The organism is Rhodoferax lithotrophicus (genome assembly GCF_019973615.1).
Lineage (GTDB): Bacteria > Pseudomonadota > Gammaproteobacteria > Burkholderiales > Burkholderiaceae_C > Rhodoferax > Rhodoferax lithotrophicus.
Window position 1 is genome coordinate 2309827 of record NZ_AP024238.1, and the last position, 24101, is coordinate 2333927.

The 24101-nt window shown below is 56.2% G+C and carries 22 protein-coding genes; 13 read left to right on the forward strand and 9 right to left on the reverse strand.

The window, feature by feature from the left end; all coding sequences use genetic code 11:
• Positions 1-48: 48 nt before the first annotated feature.
• The 6 genes from LDN84_RS10815 to LDN84_RS10840 all read left to right on the forward strand — a co-directional run bounded on the left by LDN84_RS10815 (position 49) and on the right by LDN84_RS10840 (position 6233).
• Positions 49-1275, forward strand: a complete 1227-nt coding sequence (locus tag LDN84_RS10815) for a pyridoxal phosphate-dependent aminotransferase (protein ID WP_223912378.1) — start codon at positions 49-51, stop codon at positions 1273-1275.
• Positions 1276-1346: 71 nt separating this feature from the next.
• Positions 1347-2696 (forward strand): homoserine dehydrogenase, encoded by a 1350-nt coding sequence (locus LDN84_RS10820; protein WP_223912381.1) that lies wholly within the window; start codon positions 1347-1349, stop codon positions 2694-2696.
• A gap of 1 nt (position 2697) precedes the next feature.
• Positions 2698-4125 carry a threonine synthase gene (gene thrC / locus LDN84_RS10825; protein WP_223912383.1) on the forward strand — a complete coding sequence of 476 codons (1428 nt, stop codon included), beginning with the start codon at positions 2698-2700 and terminating at the stop codon, positions 4123-4125.
• A gap of 58 nt (positions 4126-4183) precedes the next feature.
• Entirely contained in the window at positions 4184-4717 is a 534-nt protein-coding gene (mobB, locus tag LDN84_RS10830; protein ID WP_223912386.1) for a molybdopterin-guanine dinucleotide biosynthesis protein B, read from the forward strand.
• Positions 4714-5985 (forward strand): molybdopterin molybdotransferase MoeA, encoded by a 1272-nt coding sequence (locus tag LDN84_RS10835; RefSeq protein WP_223912389.1) that lies wholly within the window; start codon positions 4714-4716, stop codon positions 5983-5985. The genes mobB and LDN84_RS10835 overlap by 4 nt, the downstream gene beginning before the upstream one ends.
• The gene (locus LDN84_RS10840) at positions 5982-6233 is read left to right on the forward strand and encodes a MoaD/ThiS family protein (protein ID WP_223912392.1); all 252 of its coding nucleotides are present in this window, start codon (positions 5982-5984) and stop codon (positions 6231-6233) included. The genes LDN84_RS10835 and LDN84_RS10840 overlap by 4 nt, the downstream gene beginning before the upstream one ends.
• Here LDN84_RS10840 and dapA read toward each other — a convergent pair.
• Positions 6230-7099 carry a 4-hydroxy-tetrahydrodipicolinate synthase gene (gene dapA / locus LDN84_RS10845; protein WP_223912395.1) on the reverse strand — a complete coding sequence of 290 codons (870 nt, stop codon included), beginning with the start codon at positions 7097-7099 and terminating at the stop codon, positions 6230-6232. The two genes, LDN84_RS10840 and dapA, sit on opposite strands and share 4 nt — an antisense overlap.
• A gap of 284 nt (positions 7100-7383) precedes the next feature.
• Here dapA and LDN84_RS10850 point away from each other — a divergent pair, with 284 nt between their 5' ends.
• Entirely contained in the window at positions 7384-7875 is a 492-nt protein-coding gene (locus LDN84_RS10850; protein WP_223912398.1) for a molybdenum cofactor biosynthesis protein MoaE, read from the forward strand.
• A 32-nt stretch (positions 7876-7907) separates the two neighbouring features.
• Here LDN84_RS10850 and LDN84_RS10855 read toward each other — a convergent pair whose 3' ends face one another.
• Positions 7908-9356, reverse strand: a complete 1449-nt coding sequence (locus LDN84_RS10855) for a DHA2 family efflux MFS transporter permease subunit (protein ID WP_223912401.1) — start codon at positions 9354-9356, stop codon at positions 7908-7910.
• Between the two features lie 201 nt (positions 9357-9557).
• Here LDN84_RS10855 and clpB point away from each other — a divergent pair, with 201 nt between their 5' ends.
• Positions 9558-12158 carry an ATP-dependent chaperone ClpB gene (gene clpB, locus LDN84_RS10860; RefSeq protein ID WP_223912404.1) on the forward strand — a complete coding sequence of 867 codons (2601 nt, stop codon included), beginning with the start codon at positions 9558-9560 and terminating at the stop codon, positions 12156-12158.
• 73 nt (positions 12159-12231) lie between these two features.
• Here the strand turns inward: clpB and LDN84_RS10865 are convergent, their stop codons facing one another.
• The 5 genes from LDN84_RS10865 to LDN84_RS10885 form a co-directional block, all read right to left on the reverse strand.
• Positions 12232-13269: a tellurite resistance/C4-dicarboxylate transporter family protein gene (locus LDN84_RS10865; RefSeq protein ID WP_223912408.1), complete on the reverse strand. Its 1038-nt coding sequence runs from the start codon at positions 13267-13269 to the stop codon at positions 12232-12234.
• 165 nt (positions 13270-13434) lie between these two features.
• Complete coding sequence (locus LDN84_RS10870) at positions 13435-14406, reverse strand: PDR/VanB family oxidoreductase (protein WP_223912410.1); 972 nt, start codon at positions 14404-14406, stop codon at positions 13435-13437.
• Between the two features lie 10 nt (positions 14407-14416).
• Positions 14417-15472, reverse strand: coding sequence for an aromatic ring-hydroxylating dioxygenase subunit alpha (locus LDN84_RS10875; protein WP_223912412.1), 1056 nt, complete (start codon positions 15470-15472; stop codon positions 14417-14419).
• Between the two features lie 135 nt (positions 15473-15607).
• Positions 15608-16084, reverse strand: a complete 477-nt coding sequence (locus tag LDN84_RS10880; protein ID WP_223912414.1) for a MarR family winged helix-turn-helix transcriptional regulator — start codon at positions 16082-16084, stop codon at positions 15608-15610.
• Positions 16085-16230: 146 nt separating this feature from the next.
• Positions 16231-16617, reverse strand: a complete 387-nt coding sequence (locus LDN84_RS10885; RefSeq protein WP_223912416.1) for a winged helix-turn-helix transcriptional regulator — start codon at positions 16615-16617, stop codon at positions 16231-16233.
• 200 nt (positions 16618-16817) lie between these two features.
• On the opposite strand from LDN84_RS10885, the gene LDN84_RS10890 reads away from it, so the two are divergent.
• Together LDN84_RS10890 and LDN84_RS10895 are read left to right on the forward strand one after the other, a co-directional pair.
• Positions 16818-17708: an NmrA family NAD(P)-binding protein gene (locus tag LDN84_RS10890; RefSeq protein WP_223912418.1), complete on the forward strand. Its 891-nt coding sequence runs from the start codon at positions 16818-16820 to the stop codon at positions 17706-17708.
• 164 nt (positions 17709-17872) lie between these two features.
• A complete protein-coding gene (locus LDN84_RS10895; protein WP_223912420.1) occupies positions 17873-18286 on the forward strand; it encodes a VOC family protein in 414 nt (137 codons plus the stop codon).
• A gap of 76 nt (positions 18287-18362) precedes the next feature.
• Here LDN84_RS10895 and LDN84_RS10900 read toward each other — a convergent pair whose 3' ends face one another.
• Positions 18363-19226 (reverse strand): amidohydrolase family protein, encoded by an 864-nt coding sequence (locus LDN84_RS10900; protein WP_223912423.1) that lies wholly within the window; start codon positions 19224-19226, stop codon positions 18363-18365.
• 306 nt (positions 19227-19532) lie between these two features.
• Here LDN84_RS10900 and boxB point away from each other — a divergent pair, with 306 nt between their 5' ends.
• Both boxB and LDN84_RS10910 read left to right on the forward strand, forming a co-directional pair.
• On the forward strand, positions 19533-21029 hold the full coding sequence (boxB, locus tag LDN84_RS10905) for a benzoyl-CoA 2,3-epoxidase subunit BoxB (protein WP_435405937.1): 1497 nt from the start codon (positions 19533-19535) through the stop codon (positions 21027-21029).
• Positions 21030-21141: 112 nt separating this feature from the next.
• Positions 21142-21726, forward strand: a complete 585-nt coding sequence (locus LDN84_RS10910; RefSeq protein WP_223912425.1) for a hemerythrin domain-containing protein — start codon at positions 21142-21144, stop codon at positions 21724-21726.
• 365 nt (positions 21727-22091) lie between these two features.
• Here the strand turns inward: LDN84_RS10910 and LDN84_RS10915 are convergent, their stop codons facing one another.
• Positions 22092-22259: a hypothetical protein gene (locus LDN84_RS10915; protein ID WP_223912428.1), complete on the reverse strand. Its 168-nt coding sequence runs from the start codon at positions 22257-22259 to the stop codon at positions 22092-22094.
• Between the two features lie 274 nt (positions 22260-22533).
• Here LDN84_RS10915 and LDN84_RS10920 point away from each other — a divergent pair, with 274 nt between their 5' ends.
• On the forward strand, positions 22534-24009 hold the full coding sequence (locus tag LDN84_RS10920; protein WP_223912431.1) for an AAA family ATPase: 1476 nt from the start codon (positions 22534-22536) through the stop codon (positions 24007-24009).
• The last annotated feature ends 92 nt before the right edge of the window (positions 24010-24101 follow it).

Sequence of the window (24101 nt, forward strand, 5' to 3'; positions counted from 1 at the left end):
TGTTCAAATTATAGGTTTCGCTACTCAGCAGCCATGCCCGGAGGGACTTTGAAAACCATACGCAAATCAGCCAAACTGGCCAACGTCTGTTATGACATCCGTGGTCCGATCATGGATGCGGCGCGCCAGATGGAGGAAGAAGGGCACAAAATCATCAAACTCAACATTGGCAACCTGGCGGTGTTTGGTTTTGACTCTCCTGAAGAAATCCAGCAAGACATGATCCGCAACCTGCCCAATTCGGCCGGTTACTCGGACAGCAAAGGCATTTTTGCGGCCCGCAAAGCGGTGATGCATGAAACCCAGAAGCAGGGCATCAGGGGTGTCACTCTGGATGATATTTACTTGGGCAACGGGGCCAGCGAGTTGATCGTCATGGCCACCAACGCCTTGCTCGACGATGGTGACGAGATTTTGCTGCCATCACCTGACTATCCGCTGTGGACGGCGGCGGCCAGCTTGTCGGGGGGCACGCCGGTGCACTATTTGTGCGATGAATCCAATGGTTGGATGCCGGATTTAGACGATCTGCGCAGCAAAATCACGCCTCGTACCAAAGGCCTGGTGGTGATCAACCCCAACAACCCCACTGGGGCGATGTATTCTGATGACTTGCTCAAAGCCCTGGTGCAGATTGCACGTGAACATGGCTTGGTGATTTTTGCCGACGAGGTGTATGACAAGGTGTTGTATGACGGCATCAAGCACACGGCTATGGGCAGTTTGAGTGACGACGTTTTGACGCTCACTTTTAACTCGTTGTCAAAAAGTTACCGCTCGTGTGGTTACAGGGCTGGCTGGATGATTGTGTCAGGGGATAAAAAACCGGCCAAGGATTACATCGAGGGTTTGAACATGCTCTCCAACATGCGGCTGTGTTCCAACGTTCCAGGTCAATGGGCGATCCAGACTGCGCTGGGGGGTTACCAAAGCATCAATGATCTGGTTTGTGAAGGTGGTCGTTTGCGTCGCCAGCGCGACTTGGCTTATGAGCTGATCACCGCCATTCCTGGCGTGAGTTGTGTCAAACCAACGGCCGCCTTGTACATGTTCCCCCGGTTGGACCCGGCCATGTACCCGATAGAAGATGATCAGCAATTCTTTTTGGAACTGTTGCAGGAAACCAAGGTTATGCTGGTACAGGGTACCGGATTCAACTGGCCAGCACCGGATCATTTCCGCATTGTGTTTTTGCCGCATGAAGACGACTTGCGTGAAGCCATTGGCCGTGTGGCCAAGTTTCTGGAAAACTATCGCAAACGGCACAGCACTTGAGTTACTCTTTTTTCAATAGCTATCAGCGCTTGATTGACAAGCACTAGAGGCATATTTATCTGTATATCTTTATGAAACCTATTCAAGTTGGTCTGTTGGGCATCGGTGTGGTGGGCTCTGGCACGTTCAATGTGCTCAAGCGCAACCAGGAAGAGATCAAGCGCCGCGCGGGCCGTGGCATCGAAATCACCATGGTGGCTGACCTGAACGTGGCGCGCGCCCAGGAACTGGTTGGCCCCGACGTGACCGTGGTCAGCGATGCCCGTGCAGTGATTGCCAACCCCGACATTGACATCGTCATCGAACTCATTGGCGGCTACGGCATTGCCAAAGCGCTGGTGCTGGAGGCGATTGCCGCAGGCAAACACGTGGTGACCGCCAACAAAGCCTTGCTCGCCGTGCATGGCACCGAGATTTTTGCCGCCGCCTCAGCCAAAGGCGTGATGGTGGCGTTTGAAGCCGCCGTGGCCGGTGGCATCCCGATCATCAAGGCGCTGCGCGAAGGCCTGACCGCCAACCGCATCCAGTGGATTGCCGGCATCATCAACGGCACCACCAACTTCATCCTGAGCGAGATGCGCGACAAGGGCCTGGACTTTGGTGTGGTGCTCAAAGAAGCGCAACGCCTGGGTTATGCCGAGGCCGACCCGACTTTTGACATCGAAGGTGTGGATGCTGCCCACAAAGCCACGCTGATGAGTGCGATTGCGTTTGGCGTACCAGTGCAGTTTGACAAGGCTTATGTGGAAGGTATCACCAAGCTGGGTGCCGCCGACATCAAATACGCCGAGCAACTGGGCTACAGGATCAAGCTTTTGGGTATTACCAAACGTCGTGCAGGTGATGTGGCCAAAGGCACGCAGGATGGTATTGAACTGCGCGTGCACCCCTGCCTGGTTCCGGCCAAGCGCCTGATCGCCAATGTCGAAGGCGCCATGAACGCCGTGGTGGTGCAGGGTGATGCTGTTGGTACCACCTTGTATTACGGCAAGGGCGCAGGCTCCGAGCCGACCGCCAGTGCGGTGATTGCTGACCTGGTCGACATCACCCGCCTGGAGTCGGCTGACCCCTTGCACCGCGTGCCACACCTGGCCTTCCAGCCCAATGCCATGAGTGATCTGGCCGTGTTGCCGATGAGTGAGGTCGTTACAAGCTATTACCTGCGCTTGCGCGTGGCTGATGAAACCGGCGTGCTGGCCAAAGTCACCGGTATCCTGGCAGAAGCCGGTATCAGCATTGATGCGGTACTGCAGCGCGAAGCTGATGAAGTTGCTGGCAACTCCGGCGTGCCGCAAACCGATGTCATCATCCTGACCCATGACTGCATGGAGGCCAAGATGAACGCCGCCATCTCCCAGATGCAGGCCCTGCCCAGCGTGTTGGAGCCCATCACCCGTATCCGCAAGGAAGAACTGGCTTGATATGAACTACATCTCCACCCGCGGCGACCAAAGCCCCAAACACTTTTGCGACATCCTGCTCGAAGGCCTGGCCCCCGATGGTGGCCTGTACCTGCCGGATCATTACCCGCAGGTTAATGATGCAACGCTTGCCCGCTGGCGTGAGATTTACCACAAACAGGGTTATGCCGAGCTGGCGTTTGAAATTCTGTCGCTCTACATCGACGACATTCCCGCGACTGATCTCAAAGCCCTGTGCGCCAAAACCTACACCGCCGAGGTGTTTGGCACCGGTGAGATCGTGCCGCTGCGCCATCTTGAAAACAACATCTGGCTCGAAGCCCTGTCCAACGGCCCGACGCTGGCTTTCAAAGACATGGCCATGCAGCTGCTGGGCAACCTGTTTGAGTATGAGCTGGCCCGCCGCGGCGAGCAGCTCAACATCCTCGGGGCCACCAGCGGCGACACCGGTAGCGCCGCCGAATACGCCATGCGCGGCAAGAAGGGTGTGCGTGTCTTCATGACCAGCCCGGCTGGCCGCATGAGCCCGTTCCAGCAGGCACAAATGTTCAGCCTGATGGACGACAACATCTTCAACATTGCCGTGGACGGCGTGTTTGACGACTGCCAGGACATGGTCAAAGCCGTCAGCAACGACCTGGACTTCAAGCGGAAGTACAAAATTGGCACCGTCAACTCCATCAACTGGGCCCGCTTGCTGGCCCAGGTGGTGTACTACTTTGCCGGTTACTTTCAGGCCACCGAAACCAATGCCGAGAAGGTCAGCTTCACCGTGCCCAGCGGCAACTTTGGCAACATCTGCGCCGGCCATGTGGCGCGCATGATGGGCTTGCCGGTGGCCCGCCTGGTGGTGGCCACCAATGAAAACGACGTGCTGGACGAATTTTTCAAAACTGGTGTCTACCGCGTGCGCGGTAGCGCCGACACCCATGAAACTTCCAGCCCGTCGATGGACATCTCCAAGGCCAGCAACTTCGAGCGCTTTGTGTTTGATCTGCTGGGGCGCGACGGAGTCCGTACCAAAGCCTTGTTTGGTGATGCCTTGAGCCGCGTGGGTTTCTTTGATTTGGAGGCTCATCCGGCCTTCAGCCAGGCCGCCAGCCGCTACGGTTTTGTGAGCGGAAAGAGCACCCATGCCGACCGTCTGGCCACCATCAAGGACACCTGGGAGAGCCATGGCATGATGATCGACACCCACACCGCTGATGGTGTGAAAGTGGCGCGTGAGCACCTGCAAGCGGGGGTACCGATGATCGTGCTGGAAACCGCGCTGCCGATCAAATTTGCTGCCACCATCGTCGAAGCCACCGGACGTGAGCCAGACCGACCGGCCAAATTTATCGGCATTGAAGCCTTGCCCAAGCGTGTCATCAGCATGGCAGCGGATGCCCGTGCCATCAAGACCTTTATTGCCGAAAATTGTGAATGAAATTGGCCTCTAGCGCTTGTTAAATAAGCGTAAAAAGCTATTAAAAAGAGAGTAGACAATGAAAGTGGTTGGATTCGCCGGGTTTTCCGGCTCGGGTAAGACCACGCTGGTCGAGAAGTTGATCCCGGCACTCAAATGCAAGGGTTTGCGTGTTTCCGTGGTCAAACATGCGCACCACCGTTTTGACATTGACCACGAGGGTAAAGACACCTACCGTCACCGTGAAGCGGGTGCTTTTGAGGTGATTGTGGCCTCCAATACACGCTTGGCACTGATGCGTGAGTTTGAGGTACCTCATCGTCCCAGCGTGCACCATTTGCTGGCTGAGCTGTATGAAGGCGTGGACTGGGTACTGGTAGAAGGCTTCAAAGACTCCGACCTGCAAAAAATTGAAGTCTGGCGTGCCGAGTCAGGAAAACCTGCACGTTACGCGGATGACGATTTCATCATTGCCGTGGCCACCGACTCGCCTGACCAATTGCCTGAAGCCACGGGTTTGCCCGTGCTGGACTTGAATGACCCCGTGGCGGTGGCCGACTGGCTGCTGGCTCAAGGGGAGCGTTTTGACTACCGTTGCGAGAATTACGTATGAACACTCCGCGCCAAGTTCCCAAACCCATGAAGTCACTCGACGATGCGCTGGCTCAGCTGCTGGGATTTGCGCAAACGCTGGGTGGTATGGAGCCAGTGAGCACGTTTGAAGCCGATGGCCGGGTACTGGCGCAAGACGTGGTCTCAAGCCTGCATGTTCCCCCGCAGGACAACAGCTCGATGGACGGTTATGCCGTGCGCTGCGCTGATTTGACAGGCACTCAAGCAGCCTTGCCAGTGTCACAACGTATTGCGGCAGGCAGCTCGGGTGCGGCCTTGGCCCCCATGACGGTGGCGCGTATCTTTACCGGTGCCCCCATTCCGGCAGGTGCGGATGCGGTGGTGATGCAGGAAGACTGCGTGGTGCAAGCGGATGGTGCGGTGCTTATTCAGGCCACCCCCCAGCCCGGCCAATGGATTCGCCGGGCCGGTGAAGATGTCACACGCGGTGCTGTGGTACTCTCAAAAGGAGAGCGCCTTACGCCCGCATCGCTTGGCCTGGCAGCCAGTATTGGCATGAACCTGCTGCCGGTTGTGCGTCGCCCCAAAGTGGCTTTGTTTTCGACGGGTGATGAACTGGTGATGCCCGGCACGGTGGCTCCGCAAGACATGCCGCCGGGGGCCATTTACAACTCCAACCGTTTCTTTTTGAAAGCCTTGCTGATCCGTCTGGGCTGCGAGGTGAGTGACCTGGGCATCGTGCCCGATCAGCGTGCGGCCACTGTGGAAGCCCTGCGCAGCGCGGCGGTAAACCATGATCTGATTTTGACCAGCGGCGGTGTTTCGGTAGGGGAAGAAGACCACATCAAACCCGCGGTGCAAAGCCTGGGGCATCTGGACTTGTGGCAAATTGCCATCAAACCGGGTAAGCCGTTTGCTTATGGCTGGGTCGGGCAGGGGGGGGATTCTGCGGAGTCATCTGGGGCCGGTGCGCACTTTATGGGCTTGCCAGGCAACCCGGTATCCAGCTTTGTGACCTTCCTGATGCTGGTGCGGCCCTTTTTGCTCAAGTTACAAGGTGTGACCGAAGTTGCTCCCCAATCAATAGCTGCTTGCGCAAACTTTACCTGGCCTAGAGGTGATAAACGTCGTGAATTTTTGCGTGCCAGACATCATGTCAATGATGGCCTGGAGCTGTTTCCCAACCAAAGTGCAGGTGTGTTGACCTCGGTGGTGTGGGGGGATGGCCTGGTGGACAACCCGCCTGGGCAAACCATCGTCCCCGGTGATGTGGTGCGTTTTATCCCGTTTTCGGAGTTGCTGGCATGAACGTCACAGTGAAGTATTTTGCAGGCATCCGCGAGGCCATTGGTGTCGCGCAAGAGGTGCATGAAACCGCAGCATCAACACTTGCCGCCTTGCGTGACGAGCTGATTGCCCTGGGTGGCGTACATGCCGAGAGCCTGGCGCGTGGCAAAGCTGTGCGCCTGGCCCTCAACCAGGTCATGGTTGACGAATCGGTGGCCCTGAGCGATGGCTCCGAGGTGGCTTTCTTTCCACCCGTGACTGGTGGCTAGGCTTCGTTCAGCAGGACGAACAGGTCTTCTTCACCCGCTGCGCTGGCAGGCATCATGGGCAAACGCAGCGTGTTGTGCATCAGCCCCTGATGCGCCAGCGCGGCCTTGATCAGCGCCGGGTTCGGCTCGGCAAACACGGCTTGCACCAGGGTGGACAGCGGCTCCCAAAGCTGTTGTGCCTGGGTATTTTCACCATGACGCACACAATCCAGCAGCTGCACAAACTGCGCAGTCCGCAGATGGGCGCTGGCGGCAATCGCCCCCACACCACCCATGGTCAGCGTGGTCAGTATCTGTGCGTCTTCACCGGCCAGCACCTGCAGGCGGCCATCGTTGATCAGCGCCTGGGTTTTGTGGGCATCCCCACCACAGTCTTTGATGGCCCGGATGTTTGGGTGTGCTGCCAGCGCCAGCAGGGTTTCCAGCGTCAACTGGGAGCCGGTGCGGTAGGGAATGTCGTAGATGATCAGCGGCTGGGCGGCGGCATCTGCCAGCGTACTGAACCAGTGTTGCAACCCGGTTTGTGAGGGGCGGATGTAGTGTGGTGCAGGCACCAGCAGACCCACCACCGGGTATTGGCTCAGTTCTTTCACCCAGCTCAGCGTCTGCTCCATGTGGTAGCCCGACAGGCCCATCACCACCGGTAGCCCGGCGCTGGCTTGCAGCACGGTGTCCAGCACGGCCAGTTGCTCGGTTTTGTCCAGCGCCGCAGCTTCGCCGGTGGAACCACAGGCGACAAAGCCGGTGACACCCTCAGCGACGAGGTGGTTGACCAGGCGGGTCAAGGCCGGGTGATCGACGGCACCGTGGTGAAACGGGGTAATCAGGGGAATCCAGAGGCCCGTGAAGTCGGGGGAGTTTGGCATGTGTCATTCCTTTTTTGAAAAAAAAGACCGATGGAAAAACCGCCATCAGATACGCACGAAAACCAAAAAAGGGAAAAGGGTGTTTTGGTAGTTCCGCCGCTCATCTGAGGACGGAACCACAGCTCCGGTCAGATGAGCTTGGGTTTTTTGGATTTGGATGCCAGCACAATGCCACATCCGCCATGGCTCAAGACCATGGTGCGGGAGTGGAGTAGGGTGACCAGCATGACCTGAGTCTAGCAGCCTGCTGGGCAACCCATGCGCAGCAGTGCCACAATTCAGGCATGAGCCCCACACCACTTCCCCGCGTTTCCATCCAGACCCAAGACTTTGACCTGAACGCCGAAATTGCCACCTTGCGTGCGCAAGACGGCCGTGTCGGTGCGGTCTGCAGCTTCATCGGCACCGTGCGAGATCGCAATTCAGGCCCTACCGGCGAGGTCCAGCGTATGGAGCTGGAGCACTACCCCGGCATGACCGAAAAGTCGATCGAGGCCATGATCGATGAAGCGATGAAGCGCTTTGACATTTTTGGTGCACGCGTGATCCACCGTGTGGGCCTGTTGCAGCCGCTGGACCAGATTGTCATGGTGGCGGTCACTTCAGCCCACCGGGGTGAGAGTTTTCAAGCGTGCGAGTTTTTGATGGATTACCTCAAAACCCAGGCCCCGTTCTGGAAAAAAGAGCAAACCCGCGAGGGTGCACACTGGGTGGATGCGCGGGTGAGCGACGATGCCGCGCTGGCCAAGTGGGGCATCACGGCCAGCAATGCCTGATGACATCGGCGCACTGTTGAGTTGATCGGGGTTCAGTGGGTGACCGGTTTCTGCGGTTCACCCGGTCGAGCAGGTGTCTCCATCCGGTAGGCCGCCAGGAAAGCCACCAGAAAGACCGCGCTGAGCAGCAGAAAGCCCTGCACATAGGCGGTGTAGATGCCTGGTGCCATCCGGCCATAGACCGACTCCCGCCATTCAAGGAACACGGCGACGATGGCCACCCCCATCACACCGCCAAGCTGGCGTGCATAACTGCTGATGACCGAGGACTGGCTCAGCTCATGCGGCTGCAGGTGTTGCATGGTGGCCAGGCTCAGCGCTGGCATCACCAGCCCCAGGCCAATCCGGCCAAAGATTGTCGCCCCGATCAGTTCTGCGTAACTGATGTGGCCACCCCACCAGGCAAACAACAGAAACGACAGCCCGAATGCCGCCAAACCCACCGCCGTCAACCATTTAGGCGGGAAATGGTCTGCCAGACGACCCGCCACCAGCAGGGTGACGACCAGCGCAATGCCTGAGGGCAGCAAAGCCATGCCGGCCGAACTTGCGGAATAGGCCAGCGCATTTTGTAAAAACACCGGGATCAGGTAAACCGATGCGTACACGCCAAAACCATAGACAAACGCCACGATGCTGCCCATGGCAAAGGTGCGCTGGCGCAGCAGGCCCAAGCCGATGATGGGCGCAGGCTTGTGTTTGGCATGCCGGATGTAGAGCAGCATGGCCGCGATGGCCACACTGAACTGGCACAGAGTCCAGGGGGCGAGCAAGCCACGATGCTGCAGGCTTGTGACCGCTTCAACCAGCGCCATGGTGGCCAGGCTGAGCAAACCCAGACCGAACCAATCGAATGGCTTGGACGCGCGGCTGCTAGGAAGGGGCAGCAGGTAAAAGGCGGTCACGATGGCCACGGCGCAAAACGGCAGATTGAGCAAAAAAATGGACGACCAGCCAAACCGATCCAGCAAGAAGCCCGCCAATGCGGGTGCAATGGCGGGTGTGAAGGCAATGCTGAAGCTCATCACCCCCATCGCCCGGCCTTGGCTCGCCGGTGGGAACAACCGCATCAAGGCCAGCGGGCCCATGGGCTGCAGTACACCGGCGGCCAAACCTTGCAAAATGCGCGCAGCAACCACCAGAGGGAAGGTGGGTGCCAGAAAACCGGCCACGCTGGCGGCGGTCAGAATCACCAGGGACAGCAGAAAAACCCGACGGAAGCCAAAACGTTCCAGCAGCCAGGGAGTGGGCAACATGGCCACCGTCATGGCCGCCATGAAGCCGGTCACCGACCACTGCACCTGGTCCTGGCCCAGGCCAAAATACCGGGTCAGCGCTGGTACGGCTACGTTGAAGCTGGAGGTGGACAGCACCCCCGCAACCATACCCATACCGACGACCAGCAGAACCAGCCACTTGTAGCGACTGCCATAACGTTGAGACATGGATTCCAGCGTGTCGGGGCGGGGTAAAGTGCGCATGGTTTGAAATGTAAATGATCTCCGTCAGAAACAGGACATCAGTCGGCCGCTGTTCACGGGGTCCACAGGGCGTGGACAGACCTGATGCCGATGGGGCCAGATTTCCCCGGTGCAAATTTGAGCGCCATCCCGCGCAGCCGCTTGAAAGCCTCCCCACGCACCCCATGTAACCAACAGTTCAAAAATCTTTTGGAGTTTTCCATGCGTGCCGACAAATTCACCACCAAATTTCAGGAAGCCCTGGGCGATGCCCAGTCTCTGGCGCTGGGTAATGACCACGCCTACATCGAGCCCGCCCACATGCTGGTGGCGATGCTCAAACAAGAAGACGGCTCCAAATCCTTGCTGCAACGCGCCGGGGTCAATGTGACCGGGTTGCTGGCAGCTGCCGAAGCCGCCGTCAAAAAACTGCCCCAGGTCACCGGGCAGGAGCAGGTGCAGGTCGGGCGCGACATGGTCACGCTGCTGCAAGCCGCTGAGAAAGAAGCCATCAAACGTGGCGACAAGTTTGTGGCCGCCGAGCTGTTTTTGCTGGCCTTGTCCGATGCCAAGATGGACATTGCCAACATCGCCCGTGCCAACGGCCTGACCCGCAAGAGCCTGGATGCCGCGATCAATGCCGTGCGTGGTGGCCAGAATGTGGACAGTGCCGATGCCGAAGATCAGCGCGAATCCCTGAAAAAATACTGCATTGACCTGACCGAGCGTGCCCGCATGGGCAAGCTTGACCCGGTGATTGGCCGCGACGATGAAATCCGCCGTGCCATCCAGGTGCTGCAACGCCGCACCAAAAACAACCCGGTCTTGATTGGCGAACCCGGTGTCGGCAAAACCGCCATTGTGGAAGGCTTGGCGCAGCGTATTGTGGCCGGTGAAGTGCCTGAGTCCCTCAAAGGCAAACGGGTGCTGAGCCTGGACATGGCCTCACTCCTGGCTGGTGCCAAGTTCCGCGGCGAGTTTGAAGAGCGCCTGAAAAACGTGCTGAAAGACCTGGCCAAGGACGAAGGCCAGACCATCGTCTTCATTGACGAACTCCACACCATGGTCGGCGCCGGCAAGGCTGAAGGCGCGATGGATGCCGGCAACATGCTCAAACCCGCCCTGGCGCGGGGCGAGTTGCATTGTGTGGGTGCCACCACGCTGGACGAGTACCGCAAATACATTGAAAAAGATGCTGCGCTGGAGCGCCGTTTCCAGAAGATCCTGGTGGGTGAGCCTTCGGTCGAGGCCACCATTGCCATCTTGCGTGGCCTGAAAGAGCGCTACGAAAAACACCACAATGTTGACATCACTGACCCGGCCATCGTGGCCGCCGCCGAGCTGAGCCACCGCTACATCACTGACCGCTTTTTGCCCGACAAAGCCATCGACCTGATCGACGAGGCCGCCAGCAAGGTCAAGATCGAGATGGATTCCAAGCCTGAAGTGATGGACAAGCTGGATCGCCGCCTGATCCAGTTGCAGATTGAGCGCGAAGCGGTCAAAAAAGAAAAAGACGAGGCCTCCCTCAAGCGTTTGGAACTCATCAACGAGGAAATCACCAGTCTGCAAAAGGAAATTGCCAACCTGGACGAAATCTGGAAAGCCGAGAAAGCCAGTGCCCAGGGCAGTGGTGACTTGCGTGAACAGATCGACAAGCTCAAGTTCCAGATCGAAGAGTTCACCCGCAAGGGCGATTTCAACAAGGTTGCCGAGTTGCAATACGGCAAGTTGCCTGTGCTGGAAAAAAGCCTGAAAGAAGCACAAGACAAGGAGGCCAACCGGGCTGAAGGCGCTGCACCACGCTTGCTGCGTACCCAAGTGGGCGCGGAAGAAATTGCCGAAGTGGTCAGCCGTGCCACCGGCATCCCGGTCAGCAAAATGATGCAGGGTGAGCGCGACAAGCTGCTGCAAATGGAGACCAAGTTGCATGACCGCGTGGTCGGGCAGGACGAAGCCATTAGTGCCGTGGCCAATGCCATCCGCCGCTCCCGCTCCGGTTTGAGTGACCCGGATCGGCCCACCGGCAGCTTTCTGTTCCTTGGCCCAACGGGGGTCGGCAAGACCGAATTGTGCAAGGCGCTGGCCGGGTTCATGTTTGATTCCGAAGATCATCTGGTGCGTATCGACATGAGTGAATTCATGGAAAAGCATAGCGTTGCACGCTTGATTGGTGCGCCTCCCGGTTATGTTGGTTATGAAGAAGGGGGCTATTTGACCGAAGCCGTGCGGCGTAAACCCTACAGCGTGTTGTTGCTCGACGAGGTGGAAAAAGCTCACCCGGATGTCTTCAACGTGTTGCTGCAAGTGCTGGACGATGGCCGGCTGACCGACGGCCAAGGCCGCACCGTGGACTTCAAAAACACGGTGATTGTGATGACCAGCAACATTGGCTCCCAAATGATCCAGAACATGGTGGGGCAGCCCTATGAGGATGTGAAAGATGCGGTGACGGACGAACTGAAAAACCACTTCCGGCCCGAATTTTTGAACCGGATTGACGAAACTGTGGTGTTCCATTCACTGGATGCCAGCCATATTGCCGACATTGCCAAGATTCAGTTGGCGGTGCTTAAAGCGCGTCTGGCGCATATGGACATGGGGCTGGAGGTCAGTGAGCACGCTGTAGCCGAGCTGGCCAAGGTGGGCTTTGACCCGGTGTTTGGTGCCCGGCCGTTGAAACGTGCGATTCAGCAACGCATTGAGAATCCGCTCTCCAAGCTGTTGCTGGAAGGCAAGTTTGCACCCAAGGACAATATTGCGGTGGATGTGGATCCGATTCGCGCACCGGGGCAGTTCAGCTTCGGGCACGTGGCGCACTGAGCTACTTGTTCAGCCGGGGAAGCGGTTTGTACTTTCCCCGGCTGAATAGACAACCCATGTACACACCCACGGTTCAAGTTGGGTGTCTTAAGGCACCCATCGTCCGGTGCAACATTCCCGTCATCACCAGGCACCAGGTACCAAAAGCCACCCAGACCATGACGCGTGAAATCCATTCAAGCGGGAAAAAGTCTGCGGCCAAGCCAAAGCGGAAACTGGTCACCGCATACATGCCAAGCGGGAACACCATACTCCAAAGAGTTGCTTCATACTGAACGGGACGACGGCGAACAAGGTGTTTCCATACACCGAAAATGATCAGCATCGGAATCCACCAAGTAGCCCATGCCCAAAGCAGAAGTGTGACGCCATCAATAAATGGGCGCAAGGCCGTCAGAAAGGGCATTTGTATATCGGAAACAATCAGGCTTGTACCTGCATTGGCACTCACGGCAGCGGCACCCATGATGACCCACAGCAGCGGAGAAGTGTCCTCCGGTTTGAAGGTGAGAAAGAAAATTCGGTAACAAAACAGGGTGATAAATATTCCATAAAAAATCAGCCCCAGGCCCCAAAGCATGTGAATTTCAATCATCATGTAGCCGCCATACTGACCAAGCTGGGGCGCAATGGTGGCACCTAATAAAACCAGCGACTGTGTTCCGACAATTGAGGTCAACCAGTCGCCATGCACGACATTAACGCTGTGCTCATGGGTCAGAAAGGTCAGTACGCTGAAACTGAGGTAAAGCAACAGGGACCAGGCCACGAAGGCCAGCACCCAGCAGGCAATGGCCCAATAAGTTTGCCCATAACGGTTCAGCAAAAGTCCAAGCACATCGGTTGCCGCTACCAAGGTAAAAAAGGCGAATACCCGGCGGATATTCAACAGGTCAACGCGAACAGCATTCGGAAACCTGATCACCCGCCAGCAACTGAGAATGACCAAAATTACCCAGGCACAGGCCGCCACACCAAACAAAAATTGGGCAAGCGCAGGAGAGCCTGTTTTATCGAAGGCGTAGGAGATGATGCCGGTTGCCATCACCAATGCAAAATTGCCTGGTGACAGGGCCTCAAGCCAACGTAATCGATCAAAAGATGAAGCCATGGGGTTTTTCTACTGAATATGGTGATTCGGAATTCTGTCATACGCCCATGGAAACCCCTGCCTTTTCTGGTGCGGTGTGCACCAGCATGAAGCGTGGAGCACGCTGATGTCCCCTTTCCTGTGCCTGTGGCGTGGTGTGCTTCAGGCGCAGGCGGGATTCTCTGCTTAAAGATCCAGTACCAGTCGTGCAGTCTTGGCCCGTGAGCAGCAGGGCAAAAATTGGTCGTTGCTCGCCTGCTCTTCGGGGGTCAGGTACTGGTCTTTGTGGTCCGGCACACCTTCGAGCACGCGGGTCAGACAGGTGCCGCACACGCCTTGCTCACAGGCGGTTTGAATCTCCACCCCGGCGGCTGACAGCGCTTTGGTCACGGTCTGGTCTTTGGCCACGGGGATGATGCGCCCGGAGCTGGCCAGTTTGATCTCAAAAGCGGCATCGGCCTCGGACTTTGTGACCTCGGCGGCGAAGAATTCGTAGTGCAGTTGGCTCTCGGGCCAGCCTTGGTCGCGTGCTGTTTTCAGCACCGCATCCATGAAGCCTTTGGGGCCACAGACATAGAGGTGGCAGCCGTCCTGTGGCGTACTCAGCAGTGTGGCCAGGTTGAGTTTTTGCTCGGGTGCACCGTCGTCAAAATGGAACCGCACCTGGTCGGCAAAGCCGGATGCTGCAATACGCTCCCGAAACGCCGTGCGCTCAGGGGAGCGGGTGCAGTAATGCAGCTCAAAATCTGCGCCCATCACGGCCAGACGCTCGGCCATACACAAGATAGGCGTGATGCCAATGCCCCCTCCCAGCAGCAAACTGCGTTTGGCATCGTGTGCCAACGGGAAGTGGTTCTTGGGCGTGCTGATCTGCAACACCTGTCCCTCTTGCACCAGGTCGTGCACCGCTTGTGAACCGCCGCGTGAGGCCGGGTCGCGCAGCACACCAATCAGGTAACGGTGGGTTTCCTTCGGGTCGTTGCACAGCGAATATTGGCGGGTCAGGCCACCGGGCAGGTGCACGTCCACATGTGAACCCGCCGAGAAGCCTGGCAGCGCCGTGCCGTCTTGTGTGGCTACCAGTTCCAGAGTGCAGATGTCGGTGGCCACCGGCGTTTTGTGCGCCACACGAACCGACAGGGTGGAGGTGCTGCTCATGTTTTACCCCTCAAACGCTGGCACTGGTGGTGCCAGCGGCTGGTTTTTCCTGCGCCATGATGCGCTCCAGAATCTTGCGCGACTGGACTCCACCCGCATCAATGTTGAGCATCAGCAAAGCACGCTCGGGGTGCGCCAGCAGGTTTTGCTGCTGGCGCTCCAGCATCTCCAGGTCTTCCCCAAAAATCTTGCCCTGACCTTCGCGGATGGTGGCGGTGAGGGCCTTGTCGGTCGGGTTGAATTTGCGTGCCATGCCCCAGAAGTAGTGGATCGAGGTTTCGGTCTCGGGGGTGATGAAGTCCACCACCACGCTGTAGGCCTTTTTGTCATTGGGTGCGTCGTAGCCACCGTGGCCTTGGTGCGCCACGCCGACTTCGATCATCACATGGCTGGGGGGCGTGAAGCGGCAGATTTGCCAGCGATCGACCGGCACGTCGTCCGCCAGGTTGTTGGCCCGCAGTGCGGCTTTCCAGAACGGCGGGGGCAGGATGCCGCTCATGAAACGGCTGGTGGTCACCGTATCGCCTTCGACCGTGGTTTTGCACGGGGTTTCGTCAATCTCTTTCTGGCCGATGCTGGTGGAGTGCACATAGGTTTCGTGCGTCAGGTCCATCAGGTTGTCGATCATCAGGCGGTAATCACAGTTGATGTGGTACAGGCCACCGCCGTAAGCCCACTCGGGGTTGTCATACCACTCCATGTGGGGAATTTTGGCTTCATCGGCCTGGGCGGCATCACCGGGCCAGACCCAGATGAAGCCGTAGCGCTCAGCCACGGGGTAGGCCTTGATGGCCGGAAAACCGCGCACACGCTGGCCCGGCATGGCAATGGTTTTGCCCTGGCAACCCATTTCCAGGCCGTGGTAGCCGCACACCAGCTTGCCTTCGGACACATAGCCGAGCGACAAAGGTGCGCCACGGTGCGGGCAGAAGTCTTCGACGGCGGCGACTTTGTTGCCCTCGCCACGGTAGAAGGCAATCCGCTCGCCGCAGATGGTGCGGCCCAGCGGTTTTTCGTCAATTTCGTTAGGGGTGGCGGCAACGTACCAGGTATTTTTGGGGAACATGATGGAGACCTCGTTGGTTCAAATAGTCCATGCAACTTGGCAGGCATGGGCGGCTGCGGCAATTTCATTCAGTATGCTGAATGTGATTCATTGTACGGAATGACTAGCGGCAGCACCAGCCCCATTTGATTGGTGTTAACCCTTGGTTGGGGTATCCACCGGTTTGTTTTGCTGGTCGTTCAAATGCACAAACTTGCGCAGCAGCCGCATGAACTCGCGTTGTTCGGTGCCGTCCAGGCTGTCCATCATGCCCAGGTACATCTGCTCGATGCCTGAGCGCATGCCTTGCAAGATGGCCTCACCCGCCGGGGTGAGTGACAGGCGGCGCTGGCGGCGCGGCAGCACCTCGCGCAGAATCCAGCCCTTGGCTTCAAGCCGGGTGGCGATGTCCGCCGTGCTGGAGGTGTCCAGCGCAATCAGCTGGGCCAGTGTCACCTGATCGACACCGGGCGATTCATACAAGGTGCGCAGGATGGCGTACTGGATCGGTGTGACATGGCGTCCATGCACTTCATGGAACTTGGACACCGCAATTTGTTGGGCGCGGCGAATCAGGTGGCCGGGCTCGTCGTGAAGCTGGAAGGCGGGCGCTTGGGGGGTGGCTTGGGTCATGGCAGGATTTTGCCCCAAGGGTTTTTTCCAAAAACAAGCGGATGGGGTTGCCCTCTGCGCAAGTCTTGAAAAATGCTATCCAAATAATAGCTACTTGCGCAAGTATCTATTGCTCTGAAGACGAATTTGGCTTGTAAGTATGGGGCTCACAAGGCTTCATGTCGGGGTGGTGGCACATAGGCGGCGCGTGCATCACGTACCTGCTGATGGTTCTGCTCGGCCCAATGCAGAAGTTGACGCATGGGCAATAAAAAAGACTGGCCCAACGTGGTTAATTCATAGTCCACCCGGGGCGGTACGGTGGCATGGGCGGTGCGTAGCACCAGGCCATCTTGCTCCAGGCGGCGCAGGGTTTGCGACAACATGCGCTGCGAAATGTCCCCAATGGTGGTTTTGAGCACACTGAAACGCAGGCTCTGGTGCTCACTGAGTGTGAACAACACCAGCATGCTCCAGCGGTCGCCCATACGTTCGAGCACGTCCCGAATTGGGCAACGCTCGGCCCAATCGACTTTTGATTTGTGTACGGCCATGGCTTTTCCTTTGCAACAGGGTGACAACTGGGGTGGATGGTTACCTTCAGGGAACCTGGTGACTTTCAGAACCCTTCTTGTATTTTTTTCCTCATTTCGTACCATAGCATTAGCAACGAACAAAGTGAATATTGGTATTAAATAAATACCATGTCATGCCGCTGCGAATTTTGTTTTATTTCAACTTAAAGGACATCCCCATGACTTCCACCTTGCTTGTGACCGGCGCCTCCGGCCATCTGGGTCAACGCGTGATTCACCATCTGCTGGAAACGCTGAAAGTGGCCCCACAACGCATCATTGCCACCACGCGCAAGCCTGAAACCCTCAAAGACCTGGCTGCCAAAGGCATCACCGTGCGCGCCGCCGACTTTGACGATGCCACCTCACTGCGCAGTGTGTTTGCCGGGGCAGATCGCCTGCTGCTTATCAGCACCGACGCGCTAGACCGTCCCGGTCGTCGTCTGGAACAGCACCAGGCCGCTGTAGCCGCCGCCGAGCAAGCCGGTGTGGGCCACGTGGTCTACACCTCGATGCCCTTGCCTGAGAACTCCCCCCTGCTGATTGCTCCCGACCACGCAGGCACCGAGAAGGCGCTAGCCAACAGTGCGCTCAAGGGCTGGACGGTGCTGCGCAACCACTGGTATTTTGAAGACCTGTTCATGTCGCTGCCAAGCGCCTTGGCCATGGGGCAGTGGTACTCGGCAGCAGAGCAGGGCAAGATAGCCCACATTGCCCGTGATGATCTGGCACTTGCGGCGGCTACGGCATTGCTCAAAGACACCGGCAAGAACACGTACACCCTGAGTGGTGCCGAGGCCTTCACCACCGAGCAAATTGCCCAACAGGTGTCGCAAGCCACGGGCAAGCCACTGCAAGTGGTGCATGTGCCGCTGGCGGGCCTGATTCAGGGCATGGTGGGCGCGGGTTTTCCTGAACCACTGGCTACGGTGTTTGCCTCGTTTGACACCAACACGGCCGCAGGCAGAGTGGCTGAGCTGACCAATGATTTCGAGAAACTCACGGGCGTGAGCGCCCAGCCCTTTGCAGTGTGGCTGGCCCAGCATGCAGACGCATTGATGGCGAAATAATTTCCAGTGCAGGCCAGGGTGAATGAAGGGCCAGCCTGCCCGGGCTGATATGACGGCTTACTATCAGCGCCCGCTCAAATGGCTTGGTGGTGTATTGGGGTTGATACTGCGAGCTTGTGCGGACATGGGGTGTATCACCTTGCAGACATTCAGAAAGGATCAGCATGTCATCTTTGTTTCACCTGGCTTACCACGTGCGTGACCTGGAAGCGGCGCGCCACTTCTACGGCACGGTGCTGGGTTGCCGCGAGGGCCGCAGTACCGACAGTTGGGTTGATTTTGATTTTTTCGGTCATCAGATTTCCCTGCACCTTGGTGAACCCTTTGCCACCAGCAACACCGGTAAGGTGGGGGATCACATGGTGCCCATGCCACACCTGGGGGTTATTCTTCAAATGGCGGAATGGCAGGCGCTGGCTGATCGCCTGAAGGCGCTGCAAGTTGCCTTTGTGTTACCACCCAGCATCCGCTTTGCAGGTGAACCGGGTGAACAGGCCACCATGTTTTTTCTGGACCCATCGGGGAACCCGATTGAGGTCAAGGGTTTTGCCACCTGGGCGGGGGTGTTTGCAACCTGAGTTGATCCGCAAGCGCTTGTTGTTCAGCGCTTGAAGAGAGGCCGTGTTGGCGTGTCTGGACTCAGGCGGCCACTCTCTATTGCAGTCCTAGCAGTCGCACCGCGTTGCCTTTCAAAATACCTGGCATCACTTCAGGCTTGAAGCCGGCTTCTTCAAAGTCTTTCATCCAGCGGTCTGGGGTGATCAGCGGGTAGTCACTGCCAAACAGAATGCGATCTTTCAGCAGGGTGTTGGCGTATTGCACCAGTTGCTTGGGGAAATACTTGGGGCTCCAGCCGCTCAAATCAATCCACACATTGGGCTTGTGGGTGGCCACGCTCAGCGCCTCGTCCTGCCAGGGGAAGCTGGGGTGCGCCATGACAATTTGCATGTCGGGGAAATCAATCGCCACATCGTCCAGATGCATCGGGTTGCTGTACGCCAGGCGCAGACCACCGCCGCAGCGCATGCCACTGCCAATGCCGCTGTGCCCGGTGTGGAAGATGGCTGGCATTTTGTATTCGGCAATCACCTCGTAAATTGGCCAGGCCATCTTGTCGTAGGGGTGGTAACCCTGCACCGTGGGGTGGAACTTGAAACCCTTGATGCCGAATTCTTCAATCAACTTGCGTGCCTCACGGGCACCCATCTTGCCCTTGTGCGGGTCAATGCTGGCAAAGGCCATCATCATGTCGCTGTTGGCTTTGGCAGCCTCGGCAATTTCTTCATTGGGAATGCGCCTGCGCCCCATCTGGGTTTCAGCATCCACCGTGAACATGATCAGGCCGATCTTGCGTTCGCGGTAGTAGGCAATGGTTTCGGCAATGGTGGGCCTGCGGCTGTTGCGAAAGTACTTGTCGGCCGCGCGGTCGTACTCCTCGCCATAGCTGTCAAACGGGTTCCAGCAACTCACTTCGGCGTGGGTGTGGATGTCAATGGCAACCAGGTTTTGATGGTCCATGGAAGTCTCCTGTAATTTTGATGGACGAGGGAAGGCACTTGAAATGAGCCTGATCCGGGCCTGATTATAGTTATCAGACATAACCATCATCAAGCCCTCAAAAATGCCTGCGCTCAACTGTCCAGAGCACATTTCAAGCTTCATGGTGATCATTTTTCTCAAAATATGCATCATATTGCTAATGGAGTTTGCGTTAGATCAAACTCTCAGACCAATAAATGCAGCAAAATGCAGCTATCGAATTCAATAAAAGCAAAATACTGCATGAATTTGATATCCACATTCCACCATCTTGCAGGAGACACCATGAGCGAAACCATTGAACTTGTTGAAGACGTAGCCGCCGTCCAGAGCGACGACTTTGTGGCCGTCAGCTACGACGACCTGATTCCCAATAACGTCGATTTGTCGTCTGACAAACAGTTGCAGCGCGCGCTGGAAGGCTGGCAGCCCAACTACATTGACTGGTGGAAAGACATGGGGCCAGAGGGCTTCCAGAACGCCGATGTCTACCTGCGCACCGCCGTGGGGGTGGACCCCAGCGGCTGGGCCAAGTTTGGCCACGTCAAGATGCCCGAATACCGTTGGGGCATTTTGCTGGCCCCCAAGGAAGAAGGCCGCACCATTCCCTGTGGCCGCCACAAGGGTGAACCGGCCTGGCAAGAAGTGCCAGGTGAATACCGCTCGCTGTTGCGCCGCCTGATCGTGGTGCAGGGCGACACCGAACCAGCCTCCGTAGAACAACAACGCTTTTTGGGCGCCACCGCACCCAGCCTGTACGACATGCGCAACCTGTTCCAGGTGAACGTCGAAGAAGGCCGCCACCTGTGGGCCATGGTTTACCTGCTGGTCAAATACTTTGGCCGCGATGGCCGTGAAGAAGCACAAGGCTTGCTGGAGCGCCGCAGCGGCCAGCAAGACAACCCACGCATCCTGGGCGCGTTCAACGAGCGCACACCCGACTGGCTGAGCTTCTTCATGTTCACCTACTTCACCGACCGCGACGGCAAGATGCAACTCGCCGCGCTGGCGCAGTCGGGGTTCGATCCCTTGTCACGCAGCTGCCGCTTTATGCTGACCGAAGAGGCGCACCATTTGTTTGTGGGTGAAACCGGCGTGGGCCGTACCATTGAGGCTACTTGCCTGGCCATGAAGGCTGCGGGCATCACCGACCCCAACGACAAGGAAGCCATCCGCAAACTCGGCGTGATCGACCTGCCCACGCTGCAGAAAAAAGCCAACTTCCACATGTCCGTCACACGCGACCTGTTTGGCTCCGAGATCTCGTCCAACGCCGCCAGCGCCTTCAGCACCGGCCTCAAAGGCCGTTTCAACGAAACCGCCATCAACGACGACCACCAACTGGAAAACGCCACTTACCCAGTGCTGCGCGTGATCGACGGCCAGTTCGTCACCGAAGACGTGCCCGCCCTGCGCGCCATCAACAGCCGCCTGCTGGACGACTACATCACCGACTGCCAAGGCGGTATTGACCGCTGGAACAAGGTGATCGAAAAGTCCGGCATCGCCTTCCAGTTCAAGCAACCGCACAAGGCCTTCAACCGCAAGATTGGCGAATTTGCCGAAGTGAACGTCAGCCCGGCTGGTGAACTTCTGACTGACGAGGCTTGGGCTGCCAGCCAAGGTGAATGGCTGTGCAACGACGAAGACCACGCCTTCATCAACTCGCTGATGAAGCCCTGCATGGAACCCGGTCAATACGCCAGCTGGATTGCGCCCCCGCGCGTGGGCATCAACAACCAGCCCAAGGACTTTGAGTACGTGCGTATCGAACATTCCTGAGGCACGCTGACGGCATGAGGCCACCCCTCATGCCAGCGCATGGGCCACCAGTATGTTTGTGGCCCATGTGCAGACCGTTGCCTATTTTGTTGATCAACCGGAGACATGCCGCATGCTGCATGAAAGTTTGAGAATCATCCACGACGAGCATGAGGCCTTGTCTGCCATGTTGCGCTCGATTGGCATGATGGTGGAGCGTGGCCCGGGGAATGAGCCCGAGGGCTTTTTTAATGTGCTGCGGGCCATGCTGTTCTACATTGACGAATTCCCCGAGCGCCTGCACCACACCAAGGAAACCGAGCTGCTGTTCCCCCGCATCAAACGCCTGGCAGCCCAAACCGCACCGGCCATTGCACAGCTGGACAAAGACCACGCCCGAGGCGAAGCTGCCGTGCGTGAACTGCAGCACTTGCTGCTGGCCTGGGAGTTGATCGGTGACACACGCCGTGCCGCGTTCGATGCCGCCGCCAAAGCGTATCTGTCGTTCTATCTGGCGCACATGCGTCTGGAAGAAACCGAAATTTTGCCCGTAGCACAAAAGGTCTTGAGCGCCGCCGACTGGGCCGAACTGGATGCCGCTTTTGCCACCAACTGTGACCCACTCACCGGCAAATACCCACGTGACCCGGTTTACGAGCGCCTGTTTAGCCGCATCGTGTCAGAGGCTCCTGCGCCCATAGGGCTGGGCCATAGTTGATCGAAATAGTCGATAGCGCCAGCTTGGAAACAGCTGGGCATGGGTTGTTAGCCCCATTTTTTCTTTTTCATCAATGGATGTTTGCTATCTAAAAAAGAGCTTCTTGCGTAGGTGAATAAAGGACTAGAGGCCCATTTCACTTCTTTTTATGTAACTCAGCGCCTCAAGCCGTTCTGGTCAAGCTCAGGATGGACGGGGGTTGGTGACCTGAGTCGATGCATTCTATATGAAGAATTGACCTCTAGCGCTTATCCATCAAGCGCTAGCAGCTATTGAGTTTGTAGCGCTTGTGATCTGATTGGGCGCATGGTGCAGGGGCATGGCTTCGCGATCTGTGAAGGTCCGCACTCGTTTACCCAAGCCCATCATCGGCCCGCCGGGCTGCTGAGTGCATCCAGCGGACTGACCGTGCCACCCGCAGCCATCTTGAACACATGGGTGTTCATCATTGTGGTGGAAACATACGAGTGACGCAGCAGAACTTGCACCGCCCAGATGCGCGTTACGTCGGCAAAGCCCTCAGTGGGCTTCAAAAGCTGGACTGACTGGCATCCATGCGGGAGCATTTTGTATGTGCACGAGGTGGCTGGCTGAGGGATTGGTGCTGATGCCTCGCTATGATCTGATGCCACAAATGGGGTGAAGCTTGCAATCCCCTATCGCCACCGCCAACACAAGCGGTTCAATTCAACATGATTTATCCGCCGCAGGAGGTGTTTATGGTTTCTAAGCATTGCAGAGCAACTTGTAAACGCTGATTGTCAGAAGTGACGAAAGTTTCGTAAGTTGAAAAAAATGGGGATCAAAATGCTAGAAATAGAAATTGAAAATGTCCGAAATATAAGTAGACTAAAACTGTCTCTTCCTTTTTTTCAGGGACTTTATGCAGTAACAGGTGTCAATGGAATTGGAAAAAGCACAATATTCAGCGCACTTTCCAAAGTGGTGTATAGAGGCGCTCTGAAAAATTACTTTAAGAATGATGGAACTGCACACTCAAAAATTTCATACCGCCTGAATGATTTGGAGAATATTTGGGTTCGACAGAGCGGCTGGCAAAGACAAAATCCAGAAGCTGATGAAATATTCGTAAATGGCATATATGAAGGTAGCTTAATCTATGGAAATAGATTTTCAGATGCCCATACATCAAGAATGTCGGCAGCAAGCCATATTACAGATTCAAATATTTGTGCTGCCGAACCATTTGTATTAGAAAATCTAGGAAAAATTCTACGAAATGATGAAACCTACTACGCCGATCTCAAGCGTGTCAAAACGAAAGTAATAGCACAAAAGCTTGGTTTCTCGGGGGTACCATACTTGATAGATAGGGATGGAGTTCGAATACATCAATTCAAAATGAGTTCTGGTGAGTTTGTGTTAATTGGTTTGTTGCACTATATCCATGAACGAATTATATATACCTCAAAAAAAAGTATATCTAAGCCTAGTGTAATCCTCTTGGATGAGATTGAGTTGGCGCTGCACCCTTCGGCACAAGATCGATTGGCAATTTTTTTAAACAAGATTTCATCTCAGTATAACTTTTGCATATACTTTGCCACCCACAGTATACAAATATTAAGCAATGTGCGAGCAGAAAAAATATTTCACCTTGATTCTGGAATTAGTGGCGCTATAGAAGTGATAAATCCTTGCTATCCTGCGTATGCGACACGCTGCATGTATACACCGGATGGCTTTGATTTTATATTGCTTGTAGAGGATAACCTCGCAAAAAATCTTGTAGAGAAATCAATACGAGACTGTCGGCTTCAAATCAGTAGGCTTATAAAGGTTTTGCCTTGCGGTGGATGGGAAAAGACACTTGAGCTTCAAAATGAAATTCAAAATTCAAGACTAGCTGGAGCAGGGTGCACGGTTATATCAATATTAGATGGTGATATTCAAGATGCGTGCAATAGGAAATATCCTTCAGGAACGCCATTTGCTGCACTTAAAAAAAGTTTTCTGCCGATATTGAGCCTAGAGAAATATCTAAAGAAAATGCTAGTGACTGAGCCTAGCGACCCTTTCGCCAGGGATCTCGGTGATACCTTTTATCGTGTACGTAGCTTACCTGACATAGTAAGTGACTATAAAAACGATCCTAAGTCAGCCAATGATAATAACGGGAAAGGTCTTTTAATGGTATTAAAGGCATGCGCCGTTGAGCAAGGACACAACGAGGATGTATATCTAAGAGAGCTGTGCACTTTCATTTCAAATTTTGAGAATCTGGAGTCGTTGGCAAGCAATATACAGAGATTTTGTAGTTGAGTGATGTCTACAACCTCTCTTAAGTAACTTTGTAAATATTTTTTTCAGATCGATTAACTAAATATAAAGTTTCTTTGGCTTGGAGTCCGGGC